11 protein-coding genes are annotated in these 12,042 nt (G+C 74.9%); 8 read left to right on the plus strand and 3 right to left on the minus strand.

Annotation, left to right across the window (positions count from 1 at the left end; all coding sequences use genetic code 11):
* Positions 1-200: 200 nt before the first annotated feature.
* Positions 201-401 carry a hypothetical protein gene (locus NT8_RS23680; RefSeq protein ID WP_067973864.1) on the minus strand — a complete coding sequence of 67 codons (201 nt, stop codon included), beginning with the start codon at positions 399-401 and terminating at the stop codon, positions 201-203.
* A 205-nt stretch (positions 402-606) separates the two neighbouring features.
* The gene (locus tag NT8_RS23685; RefSeq protein ID WP_394326597.1) at positions 607-1,185 is read right to left on the minus strand and encodes a nucleoside/nucleotide kinase family protein; all 579 of its coding nucleotides are present in this window, start codon (positions 1,183-1,185) and stop codon (positions 607-609) included.
* A 140-nt stretch (positions 1,186-1,325) separates the two neighbouring features.
* Here NT8_RS23685 and NT8_RS23690 point away from each other — a divergent pair, with 140 nt between their 5' ends.
* From NT8_RS23690 to NT8_RS23705, 4 genes are all read left to right on the plus strand, one after another.
* Positions 1,326-2,504, plus strand: coding sequence for an ROK family transcriptional regulator (locus tag NT8_RS23690; protein ID WP_067973869.1), 1,179 nt, complete (start codon positions 1,326-1,328; stop codon positions 2,502-2,504).
* Between the two features lie 238 nt (positions 2,505-2,742).
* A complete protein-coding gene (locus tag NT8_RS23695) occupies positions 2,743-3,867 on the plus strand; it encodes an ABC transporter substrate-binding protein (protein WP_067973872.1) in 1,125 nt (374 codons plus the stop codon).
* A gap of 117 nt (positions 3,868-3,984) precedes the next feature.
* Positions 3,985-4,770: an ATP-binding cassette domain-containing protein gene (locus NT8_RS23700; protein ID WP_067973875.1), complete on the plus strand. Its 786-nt coding sequence runs from the start codon at positions 3,985-3,987 to the stop codon at positions 4,768-4,770.
* Positions 4,770-6,035: a sugar ABC transporter permease gene (locus NT8_RS23705; RefSeq protein ID WP_067973878.1), complete on the plus strand. Its 1,266-nt coding sequence runs from the start codon at positions 4,770-4,772 to the stop codon at positions 6,033-6,035. Before NT8_RS23700 ends, NT8_RS23705 begins: the two co-directional genes overlap by 1 nt.
* Positions 6,036-6,176: 141 nt before the next feature.
* On the opposite strand, the gene NT8_RS23710 is transcribed toward NT8_RS23705, so the two are convergent.
* Complete coding sequence (locus tag NT8_RS23710) at positions 6,177-7,022, minus strand: endo alpha-1,4 polygalactosaminidase (protein WP_067973881.1); 846 nt, start codon at positions 7,020-7,022, stop codon at positions 6,177-6,179.
* A gap of 109 nt (positions 7,023-7,131) precedes the next feature.
* Between NT8_RS23710 and NT8_RS23715 the strand changes: the two genes are divergently transcribed.
* The 4 genes from NT8_RS23715 (at position 7,132) to NT8_RS23730 (ending at position 12,012) form a co-directional block, all read left to right on the plus strand.
* Entirely contained in the window at positions 7,132-7,851 is a 720-nt protein-coding gene (locus NT8_RS23715) for a sulfite exporter TauE/SafE family protein (protein ID WP_067973884.1), read from the plus strand.
* Between the two features lie 25 nt (positions 7,852-7,876).
* On the plus strand, positions 7,877-8,491 hold the full coding sequence (gene mug, locus NT8_RS23720; protein ID WP_084469225.1) for a G/U mismatch-specific DNA glycosylase: 615 nt from the start codon (positions 7,877-7,879) through the stop codon (positions 8,489-8,491).
* 78 nt (positions 8,492-8,569) lie between these two features.
* On the plus strand, positions 8,570-10,495 hold the full coding sequence (gene dxs, locus NT8_RS23725; protein ID WP_067973887.1) for a 1-deoxy-D-xylulose-5-phosphate synthase: 1,926 nt from the start codon (positions 8,570-8,572) through the stop codon (positions 10,493-10,495).
* A gap of 161 nt (positions 10,496-10,656) precedes the next feature.
* Positions 10,657-12,012 carry an FAD-dependent oxidoreductase gene (locus NT8_RS23730; RefSeq protein ID WP_067973891.1) on the plus strand — a complete coding sequence of 452 codons (1,356 nt, stop codon included), beginning with the start codon at positions 10,657-10,659 and terminating at the stop codon, positions 12,010-12,012.
* Positions 12,013-12,042 lie beyond the last annotated feature (30 nt).

Raw genomic sequence — 12,042 nt, forward strand, 5'->3', positions numbered from 1 at the left:
CCCCTCCGGCCTCCGGCCCGCCCGCCGCCCCGGCGGGCGGGCCGGAGGCTGTCCGCCGCCTACTGGGCGGGACCGCACCCCCCCCGCTCCCGGCCGACCGGCCCTCCCTCGGGCCCGACGCGCGGGCGCCGCGTGGGCCGGGCGCCGCTGAGGGTGGCGGCCTCCTCTCCGGACCCGGCGGGTGGGCGGAGGGGGACTCGTTACAGGAGGCGGCGGGCGAGGGCGTCGCCCACCGGGGTGTTCGCGATCCGCCACGCGCCGCCCATGGGCCGCCAGTCGAACGCGTCGAGTTCGCGGACCGCGCGCGCCAGGGAACGGGGCGGGTCCTCGCCCCACGGTTCGAGACCGGAATCCCCGAGGACGCCGAACACGGCCAGGCGCCTCTCCAGCAGGTCCGCCATGAGGGCGGTGGCGCGCTCCCGGAGCCCGGGCCCCCGCGATGCTCCATCCGCCGGGCGTACGCGAGGAGCCGGTCGACGGGTATCCAGTCGTCGAGCCCCTCGATCAGCGGCTCCCGCACGGCCCGCCCCGTCCACGGCCCGACGATAGCGCCCGCCCGCCGGGCTTCCGCGCCCGGCCGCGCACGGTTGTGGGGGAGAGGTCCGGTCAGGGGGCCGGGTCGGCGGGCGCGGTGTTGTCGAGGACCGCGTCGGCGTGGGCGCGCGGGGCGTGGGCCGCGGCGTAGGACTCCTCCTGCCGGGCCCAGCGGGCGCGGTGCGGGGCGTAGAGGTCGGCGTCCCACCGCCGGGCGAGCCGGCGGCCGCGCTCGGCGCGCGGCGCCTCGACCCACAGCAGCAGCGACAGGTAGGGGCGCAGGTCCGCCGCCCCCGCACCGCAGCCCTCGATCACCAGCCGGTCGGCCACGCGCACCCCGGCCCACCCGTCGTACCCCTCGCGCTCCCAGTCGTAGCGGGGCCAGCGGGGGTCCGCGCCGCGCCGCAGCGGCTCCAGGACGTGGTCGCGGGCCAGCGGCACCGACGCGGCCAGGCCGTCCCACCCCGGATACAGGTCGTCCATGTGCACCACGGGGCAGGACAGCGCGGCGGCGAGCTCACCCGCCAGCGAGGTCTTGCCCGCCCCCGACCGGCCCTCCAGCGCCACCACCCGGCAGCGGCCCGCCCGCGCCGGCGCGCGCAGCGCCAGAGCGGCGGCGCGCGCGGTCCACCCGGGGTCGTCGGCGCGCAGCACCGGGACCGGCGGCGCGGCGGGCGCCCGCCCGGCGGGCTCGTCCGGTGGGGATCCGCACCTTGAATTCAACTCTTGTAAGCTCGATTCCACCAGCGGCGCACGTCTTCAACCGGCCAGCACACCTCAGGGAGATCACCGTGACCGATGTCGAGGCGACACCGGGCTCGCAGGCGGCGCTGCGGCGTGCCAACCAGCAGCGGGTGGTCGAGGCGCTCCGCAGCGGCGGCACGCTCACCCAGGCCGAGATCGCGCGGTCGACCGGGCTCTCCCCGGCCAGCGTCTCCAACATCGTACGCAACCTGCGCGCCACGGGGACGGTCAGCGTCCGCGAGACCTCCTCCAATGGGCGCCGGGCGCGGGCGATCGCCCTGGTCCGGCCGCCCGGCGCGGTGGTCGCCGTCGACTTCGGCACCCACCGGCTGGCGGCGGCCCTCGGCGACAGCCACGGCGGCCTGCTCGCCCGCGAGACCATCGCCTACGACGTCGCCGCCGACCCCGAACGGGGAGTGCGGCGCGCGGTGTGGCTGGTCGAGACCGTGCTGGCGGCCGCGCGGGTCGACCACGCCACGGTCGCGGCCGTCGCCGCGTCGGTGCCCGGCCCGGTGGACCTGGCCACCGGCGAGATCGGCGCCATCACCTGCATGCCCCGGTGGGCCGGGTTCCGCCCGGCGGCGGCGCTGGCCGAGCGCCTGGGCGTCCCCGTGGTCGCCGAGAACGACGCCAACCTCAGCGCCATGGCCGAGTCCGACGCGGGCGTGGGCCGCGGCGCCGAGCACCTGATCTACGTGCAGCTGGGCGAGGGCGTGGGCGCCGGGATCGTGCTGGGCGGGCGGCTGTTCCGCGGGGCCGGCGGCACCGCCGGGGAGATCGGGCACATCGGCCTGGACGAGCGGGGCCAGGTGTGCCGGTGCGGCAACCGCGGCTGCCTGGAGACCCTCGTGGGCTCGCCCTACCTGCTCGACATGCTCCCGCAGCAGGGTGCGGGGGCCGCGCCCACGACGGTCGCCGAACTGGTGCGGGCGGCCGAGGAGGGCGACCCCGGGTGCCGGCGGGTGGTGGCGGAGGCGGGCACCGCCCTCGGCCGGGGGCTGGCGATCCTGGCCAACGCCTTCAACCCGGAGCTGGTCGTCGTCGGCGGCGACCTCGCCGCCGCCGGCGAGGCGCTGCTGGCGCCGGTGCGCCGGACGATGGAGCTGGGCACGCTGGGCAGCGCGCTCGCCGACCTCCGGATCGTCTCGGGCGATCTGGGCGACCAGGCGGCCCTGCGCGGGGCGTTGCGCCTGGCAGCGGCCTCGGCCGAGCAGATCACGAGGTAAAATCCGGCTACGGTCACAAAACAGAACATAATGGTCATGATGCCGCTGAGCTGCGGTTTTACTGAGTTCATGGAGTGAACGCATCGCCCGTGATGTTTCGGTTATGTGTTCAAGGCTTGACGACAACGTGGCGAGGAGTTTGACTTCCGGCATCGGCTCACCGAGTGACCCAGCGCACGTCGAGGCGGCGGGTTCCCCCATTCACCCTGCTCGGTGACCCCACGAGGAGGTCAGCCCGTTGAAGAGAACTAGCGGATTCGCGCGCCGCGCCGCCGTCGGCGCCGCGGCGGCCCTGTCGCTGCTCGCCGCCGGCTGCGGCGCCACCACCACCGGTGGCGAGGCCGAGGGCGGCGACAGCAGCGTCGAGGAGGGCTTCCGCGTCGGCCTGCTGCTGCCGGAGTCCAAGACCGCCCGGTACGAGAAGTTCGACAAGCCGTACTTCGAGGAGGCGCTGACCGACCTGTGCCCCGAGTGCGAGCTGTCGTACCAGAACGCCGACCAGGAGTCCTCCAAGCAGCAGTCCCAGGCCGAGGCCATGCTCACCGAGGGCATCGACGTCCTCGTGCTCGACGCCGTCGACTCCGAGGCCGCCGCGCAGATCGTCAACCAGGCCAAGGGCCAGGGCGTCCCCGTCGTCGCCTACGACCGCCTCGCCGAGGGCGGCGTCGACTACTACGTCTCCTTCGACAACCACCGCGTCGGCGAGGTCCAGGGCGAGGCCCTGCTCCAGGCGCTGGAGGAGGAGGGGACCGCCGACGACGGCCAGATCGTCATGATCAACGGCTCGCCGACCGACCCCAACGCCGCCGACTTCAAGGCCGGGGCGCACCAGATCCTCGACGGCCAGGTCGAGATCGGCGCCGAGTACGACACCCCGGACTGGTCGCCCGACCGCGCCCAGACCCAGATGGACCAGGCCATCACCTCGGTCGGCGCCGACGAGATCGTCGGGGTCTACTCCGCCAACGACGGCATGGCCGCGGGCGTCATCGCCGCCCTGAAGAGCGCCGGCGTCGACGAGCTGCCGCCGGTCACCGGCCAGGACGCCGAGATCGCGGGCATCCAGCGGGTCATCGCGGGCGAGCAGTACATGACCGTCTACAAGGCCATCCGCCCCGAGGCGCGGACCGCCGCGGAGATGGCCGTCGCGGCCGCCACGGGCGAGGAGTACGACGGCGGCGAGGCCGGGCTGACCGAGGTCGAGGACGGCGGCGGCAACATGATCCCGTCCGTGCTCATCGACCCGGTGGCGGTGACCGAGGAGAACATCGAGGACACGGTGGTCTCCGACGGGTTCTACACCATCGAGGAGATCTGCACCGACGCCTACGCCGACACCGACTTCTGCACCGAGGCCGGCTGAGCGCCGCCCGCGCGGCCGATGTGACGGGCGCCGGTCGGACCACCGGCGCCCCTCGAAGGCAGGGACCACACTGGACCACGCGTATCCCGCCGTGGGTGAACCCTAAGGGACGAGACATTGAGCACACCAGTCCTGGAGCTGTCCGGGATCTCCAAGAGGTTCGGCGCCGTACAGGCCCTCGACCAGGTCGACCTGCGGGTCGCCCCGGGCGAGGTCGTCGCCCTGCTGGGTGACAACGGGGCCGGCAAGTCGACCCTGGTGAAGGTCATCGCCGGGGTCAACCCGGCCGACGGCGGCGACATCACGTGGGAGGGCCGGCCCGTCTCCATCACCCGGCCCAACGACGCCCAGAAGCTGGGCATCGCGACGATCTACCAGGACCTCGCCCTGTGCGACAACCTCGACATCGTCGCCAACCTGTTCCTCGGCGCCGAGCACACCGCCTTCGGCACCCTCGACGAGGTCGAGATGGAGCGCCGCGCGCAGGAGCTGCTCGACTCGCTGTCGGTCAGCATCCCCAGCCTGCGAGTGCCCGTGGCGTCGCTGTCGGGCGGCCAGCGGCAGATCATCGCCATCGCCCGCTCGCTGCTGGGCGACCCCAAGATCGTGCTGCTGGACGAGCCCACCGCCGCCCTCGGCGTCGCCCAGACCGCGCAGGTGCTCGACCTGATCGAGCGCCTCCGCGACAAGGGCCTCGGCGTCATCCTGATCAGCCACAACATGGCCGACGTCCGCGCGGTCGCCGACCGGGCCGTGGTGCTGCGGCTGGGCCGCAACGCCGGCGACTTCCGGGTCGAGGACACCAGCTACGAGGAGATCGTGGCGGCCATCACCGGTGCCGCGGACAACCCGGTCGCCCGCCGCTCCGGGCGCGTCTCGGCGGCCACGACGGAGGAAGCGTGATGGCACAGCAGACACCCGTCACCCCCGGCGCCGACGCCGCCGCGCCGCCCGCGGCGCGCGACCCTCGGCTCATCGTCACCGCCACCTCGCCGCGCGGGCTGCTCGCCGCCGGTGTGCGCCGGCTGCGCGGCGGCGAACTCGGGCCGCTGCCCGTCATCGTCGGCCTGGTCGTCATCTGCGTGGTGTTCCAGGCGCTGCACGACCGGTTCCTCTCGCCGCAGAACCTGTCGAACCTGACCGTGCAGGTGACCGCCGTCGGCCTGATGACCACCGGCGTCATCATGGTGCTGCTCCTCGGTGAGATCGACCTGTCCATCGGGTCGGTCGCCGGCGCGTCCGCCGCCGTCCTCGCCGCGCTCACCGTCCACCAGGGCGTGCCCGAGTGGCTGGGCATCATCGCCGCGATCGCCACCGGCACCGTCATCGGCGTGCTGCATGGCACCGTCTTCGCCAAGGTCGGCGTCCCCGCGTTCGTGGTCACCCTGGCCGGCCTCCTGGGCTGGCAGGGCGTGCAGATCTACGTCCTCGGCTCCGAGGGCACGGTCAACGTCAGCGGGGACGGCGCCATCGCCGCGCTCACCACCACCTACTTCCTGCCCTCGTTCGGGTGGGGGATCGGCGCGGTCGTGGTGGCCGTCTACGCGGTGGCCAGCCTGTTCGGCGAACGCCGCCGCTCCGCGGCCGGGCTGCCCGCCAAGCCGGCGGTGGAGATCGCGGTCCGCACGCTGCTGCTGGCCGTCCCGGTGTTCGGCGGGATCGCCATCCTCAACCAGCACCAGGGCGTGCCGCTGTCGTTCCTGATCTTCGTCGGGTTCGTGGTGGTGTTCGACCTGATGCTGCGCAAGACCCGCTACGGCCGCATGGTGTTCGCCGTCGGCGGCAGCGCCGAGGCCGCCCGCCGGGCCGGCATCAACGTCGACCTGGTGCGCATCTCGGTGTTCGCGCTGTCTTCGACGCTGGCCGCCATCGGCGGCGTGATGATGGTGTCCCGCTCGTTCTCGGCCAACCTCGACACGGCCGGCGGCGACGAGCTCATGCTCGCCATCGCCGCCGCGGTCATCGGCGGCACGAGCCTGTTCGGCGGGCGCGGCAACGCCTACTCGGCGCTGCTGGGCGGGCTCGTCCTCGGCGCCATCACCTCGGGCCTGCTGCTGCTGTCGATGGACTCCTCGATCCGGTACATGATCACCGCCGCCGTGCTGCTCGTCGCGGTGATCCTGGACGCGGTGTCCCGGCGCAGCCGCAAGACCCACGCCAGAGGCTGACGGCGCGGCGCGCGCCGCCCGCGTGCGCCGCCCCCGGCCGCCCCGCCGCCCTCCACTCCCGGCGGGCGCGGCCGGCCCCTCGGCGCCCCCGGAGTCCTTCCCCTCCGGGGCGCCGCCCTTTCCGGCGCGTGCCGGCCGGTGTCAGCCGAGGCCGGCGCAGGTGCCGTAGGCGTGGCCGGGCGCGCCGGGCGCGGCGACCTCCAGGTCGCGCAGCACCACCGACACCCCCGCCTCCTCGAACGCGCACGCTGCCGGCAGGTCCTCGGCCCGGTACTCCACGTCGAGCACCCGGCCGGGGTAGGCGTCGGCGTAGGGGGCGCACTCGTCCCAGCGCGCGCAGTCCTCGGTCACGGCGAAGTCGAAGCCCGCGGCCGCGCCCTCCGCCACGATCTCCACCCCGTTCTTCTGCCCGACGGTCAGCCCCGCCGCGTGCGCGGTGTCCACCAGCAGCCCGGCGTAGGCCAGGGCGTCCTCGGGGGTGAGCAGCCCGGCGGAGTGGCCGTAGGACGTCAGGTTGTCGAGTTCGACGCCGTCGAAGCCCGCGTCGGCGCAGCCCCGGATCCACGGGGCGACGACCTCGGCGGCCGCCGCGCGCAGATCGGGGGTCGAGACGTCGATCAGCGGCTCGTCCCACTCCTCGTCCACGACCAGGTCGCCGGCCCCGTCGCGCAGCAGCAGGTCGGGGCGGTCGGCGCGCCAGGTGTCGACCTCGGCGGGCTGCACCTGGAAGGCGTTGACGTAGCAGATGCTGTACAGGCCCGGCGCGGGCTCGGCGGCCCGGTCCCGGATCACCACCTCGACCCCCTCGGCCGGGGGGTAGGGGTCGGTGATCTGGTAGTCGAAGGCGGCGCGTTCGGGCAGCGGGCGGGGGGCGGGTGCGGACGCGGCGCCGCCGGAGGGGGCGCCGCCGCCCGCGCATCCGGACAGCGCGGCCGCTGCGGCGAGGGCCCCCGCCGCCCACCGCGCCCGCGCGCATCGTGGGCTCATGGCGGGAACCTATCCGGTGCGCGGGCGGGCCGCGCCCCCGGGCGGCCGGAAGTGGGACGTCCCTACCTCTGTAACCCGGTCGGGAATGCGCGGATATAGCGTCGCGGCGATGCCCGACACCACGTTCCTCCTCGTCGCCGGGGTCGCCCTGGTCCTCGGGGCGATCCTGCAGACGGGCGTGGGCCTGGGCCTCGGCCTCGTCGCGTCCCCGGTCGTGGCGTTCCTCGACCCGTCCCTGATGCCCGGGGCGATGCTCATCGCCACCACGGTCCTGCCCGCGTTCACCCTCGCCGCCGAGTGGCGGCACGTCGACTGGCGCGGCCTGGCCTGGGGGCTGCCCGGCCGGGTGCCCGGCTCCGCCATCGGCGCGTGGGTGGTGGCCACCCTCGACCCGGCGATGCTGGGCGCCGCCGTCGGCGCCATGGTGCTGGTGGCCGTGGGCCTGTCCCTGTGGCGGCTGCGGGTGCGCATCACCCCCGCGACCCTGTTCACCGCCGGGGTGGTGTCGGGCGCGATGGGCACCGCCACCTCGATCGGCGGCCCGCCGATGGCGCTCCTCTACCAGAACGAGCAGGCCGGACGGGTGCGGGCCACCCTCGCCGGGTACTTCCTGTTCGGCGCGGCGATCTCCCTCGGGGCGCTGGCCGTCGGCGGCCAGCTCGACGCGCGCCAGGTCGAGGCGGGGCTCTGGCTGCTGCCGTTCGTCGTCGCCGGATTCGCCGCGGGGCGCCGGGTGGCCGGGTTCGTCGACGCCGGGCGGATGCGCGCCGCCCTGCTCGCGGTGGTCGGCGTGTCGGGCGCGGCCCTCATCGCCCAGGCGGTGCTGTGACCCGGTCGGGTAGGCTCCGGGGTCGATGACGGCATCCACACGACCCACGCGGGAGCAGCTGGCCGCCGCCCACGGCGCCACGATCCCCGACATCATCGCCCCCGGCCTCGACGTCCTCTTCTGCGGCATCAACCCCGGGCTGTACTCCGGCTACACCGGCCACCACTTCGCCCGGCCCGGCAACCGGTTCTGGCCCGCCCTGCACCGCTCCGGGTTCACCCCGCGCGTGCTGCGCCCCGACGAGCAGCACCTGCTGCCGCAGTGGGGCCTGGGCATCACCAACCTGGCCGACCGCGCCACCGCGCGCGCCGACGAGCTGGACCCCGAGGAGCTGCGCGCCGGCGGCGCCGCGCTCGCCGAACGGCTGGCCCGGTACCGCCCCGGGGTGCTGGCCGTGCTCGGAGTCACCGCCTTCCGCCAGGCGTTCGGCCGGCCCAAGGCGCGCATGGGGCCGCAGGACGAGGAGATCTCCGGCACCCCGGTGTGGGTGCTCCCCAACCCCAGCGGCCTCAACGCCCACTACACCCCCGCCGCGATCGCCGCCGAACTGGAGCGCGTCCGGCTGCGCTACGGCACCCGCGCGTCCGCAGCCCGGCCTTCTCTCCCAAAGGAGACCGAAGATGGTGCACAAGGCCCATAAACTCGGAGGATCGGACAAGCGTGCTCGGCTGAGCCGCACTCGCGGGTACGCCACGCTGAAACGAGGGGACTGACGAGAGTGACGCTGCTCCAGTCGATGCGCAGCCCGGACGACGTCAAGGGGCTCGCCGCCGACCGCGTGCCGGAGTTGGCCGCGGAGATCCGCGAGTTCCTCGTGGCCGAGGTATCGCGCACCGGCGGCCACCTCGGCCCCAACCTGGGCGTGGTCGAGCTGACCATCGCCCTGCACCGCGTCTTCGACTCCCCGAGCGAGCCGGTCCTCTTCGACACCGGCCACCAGTCCTACGTGCACAAGATCCTCACCGGGCGGCACGACTTCTCGGCGCTGCGCGGCCGCGGCGGCCTCTCCGGCTACCCCTCGCGAGCCGAGTCCGAGCACGACTTCATCGAGAACTCCCACGCCTCCACCGTGCTGTCCTACGCCGACGGCCTCGCCAAGGCCAACGCGCTGCGCGGCCGCACCGACCGCACCGTGGCGGCGGTCATCGGCGACGGCGCCCTCACCGGCGGCATGGCCTGGGAGGCGCTGAACAACATCGCCGAGGGGCGCGACCGCCGCGTCGTCATCGTCGTCAACGACAACGGACGCTCCTACTCGCCCACCATGGGCGGGCTGGCCGAGCACCTCGCGTCGCTGCGCATGACCCAGGGCTACGAGCAGTTCCTCGACCTCGCCAAGACCGCGCTGAACAAGGCGCCCGTGGTCGGCCAGCCGCTGTACGAGATGCTGCACGGCATGAAGAAGGGCCTCAAGGACGCCATCCAGCCGCAGATGATGTTCGAGGACCTCGGCCTGAAGTACGTCGGGCCGATCGACGGCCACGACACCGCCACCGTCGAGAAGGCGCTGCGCCGCGCCCGCGACTACGGCGGCCCGGTGATCGTCCACTGCATCACGCAGAAGGGCAAGGGCTACGCCCCCGCCGAGAACCACGACGAGGACCAGTTCCACGCCATCACCCCCATCGACGCCGCCACCGGGCGCGCCCCCGGCGCCCCGTCGGGCGCCGCGAAGTGGACCAAGGTGTTCGGCGAGGAGATGGTGGCGATCGGCGCCGAGCGGCCCGACGTCGTCGCCATCACCGCGGCGATGCTGCACCCCACGGGCCTGGCCCCGTTCGCCGAGGCCCACCCCGAGCGCGTCTTCGACGTCGGCATCGCCGAGCAGCACGCCGCCACCTCCGCCACCGGGCTGGCCATGGGCGGCATGCACCCGGTGGTGGCGGTCTACGCCACGTTCCTCAACCGCTGCTTCGACCAGGTGCTGATGGACGCCGCCCTGCACCGCCAGGGCGTCACCTTCGCCCTGGACCGGGCCGGGGTCACCGGCGACGACGGCGCCAGCCACAACGGCATGTGGGACCTGTCGATCCTGCAGGTCGTGCCGGGGTTGCGCCTGGCCGTGCCGCGCGACGCGACCCGGCTGCGCGAGCAGCTGCGCGAGGCCGTCGCCGTCGACGACGCCCCCACCGTCGTGCGCTACCCCAAGGGCGAGTGTCCCGAGGAGATCCCGGCGGTGGGCCGGGTCGGCGGCATGGACGTGCTGCGCCGCGCCACCGCGGGCGGCCACTCCGAGGACCTGCTGCTGGTCGCGGTCGGCCCCATGGCGGGCACCTGCTGCGAGGTCGCCGACCGCATGGCCGACCAGGGCATCGGCGTGACCGTCGTCGACCCGCGCTGGGTCAAGCCGCTCGACCCCGCCCTCGTCGGCGAGGCCGCCCGGCACCGGGTGGTCGCGGTGGTCGAGGACAACGGGCGCGTCGGCGCCGTGGGCGACGCGGTCGCCCGCGCCCTGCGCGACGCGGACCTGGACATCCCCATCCGCACGTTCGGCATCACCCAGGAGTTCCTCGACCACGCCAAGCGCGGCGCCCTCCTCGCCGACATGGGCCTCACCCCCCAGGACCTCGCCCGCAAGCTCACCGAGACCGTCTCCCGCCACACCGAACGCCCCGTCCCCACGGGTTCCCCCGCCCAGCAGTGACCCGCGCCTGCGCCCCCGGGCCCGCCATCGGAGGCGGACCCGGGGGCGCCGCGCGTTCCGCCGCGCGTCCGCGATCCCGCCACACGGGGTAGTCCGCCGAACCCCGAGGCGCGGCCGGGAGGAGCGGGCGGGGCGGGTGGGGGATGGTCGACAATGGGGGGATGAGCTCTCCCGACCCTCTGCGTGTGGCGGTGATCGGGTCCGGGCCCGCCGGTATCTACACCGCCGACGCCCTGACCCGGCAGAACCGCGAGGACGTCGCCGTCGACGTCGTCGACCGGCTGCCGACCCCCTACGGCCTGGTCCGCTACGGGGTGGCGCCCGACCACCTGAAGATCAAGGGGGTCGCCCGGTCGCTGCGCCGGGTGCTGGAGGACCCCCGGGTGCGGTTCGTGGGCGGGGTGGAGTTCGGGCGGCACGTCACCCGCGACGACCTCGCCCGCGCCTACCACGCGGTCGTCTACGCCACCGGGGCGAGCGTCGACCGGCGGCTGGGCATCCCCGGCGAGGACCTGCCGGGCAGCGTCGCCGCCACCGACTTCGTGAACTGGTACTGCGGCCACCCCGACGCCGAGGTCGCCCGGTTCGTCCTCGACGCCGAGGAGGTGGCCGTCGTCGGCGCCGGGAACGTCGCCCTCGACGTCGTGCGCGTCCTCGCCAAGTCCGCCGACGAGCTGCGCGCCACCGACATCCCGCAGCACGTGCTCGACGTGCTCGCCGCCAGCCGGGTCCGGCGCATCCACCTGCTCGCCCGGCGCGGCCCGTTGGAGGCGCGGTTCACCGCGCCCGAGCTGCGCGACCTGGGCGAGCTCGCGAACGCCGACGTCGTCGTCCGCCCCGACCAGGTCGACGTCGACCCGGCCGGGGAGGAGCTGCTGCACGCGGCGCGGGCCGCCCGCACCAACCTCCGCATCCTCGCGGAGTGGGCGCGGCGTCCTCCCGCCGGCCGCCCGCGCCGGGTCGACCTCAGGTTCTGGACCCGGCCCACCGCCGTGCTCGGCGCCGACCGGGTCACCGGGCTGCGGGTCGAGGGCACCCGCATCGGCGACGGGGGCCGCCTCGTCGGCACCGGCGTCGAAGAGGTGCTCGACACCGGCATGGTGCTGCGCTCCATCGGCTACGCGGGCGTCCCGCTGGCCGGGGTGCCGTTCGACGAGGCGACGCGCACCGTCCCGCACGCCGACGGCCGGGTGCTCGACGCGGCGGGGGCCGTGGTGCCGGGCGACTATGTCGCGGGCTGGATCAAGCGCGGGGCGACGGGGGTCATCGGCACGAACAAGTCCGACGCCGCCGCGACCGTCCGCGCCCTGCTGGACGACGCCCCGGCCCTGCGCGCCGCCCGCCCCGCCCCGGAGCCGGCCGACCGGGTCCTGGCCGCGAGCGGGGCGACCGTCACCGATTACGCCGACTGGCTGGCCATCGACGCCGCCGAGGCGGAGCAGGCGTCCCGGCTGGAACGCGGCGAGCGCGTCAAGCTCCCGGGCTGGGCGGAACTGCGCGCCGCCATCGGCCGCTGACGGCCCGCCTGCCGCCGACCGGCGGTGGCC

The organism is Nocardiopsis trehalosi NBRC 14201 (genome assembly GCF_001552555.1).
In the GTDB taxonomy this organism is placed as follows: Bacteria; Actinomycetota; Actinomycetes; order Streptosporangiales; family Streptosporangiaceae; genus Nocardiopsis_B; species Nocardiopsis_B trehalosi.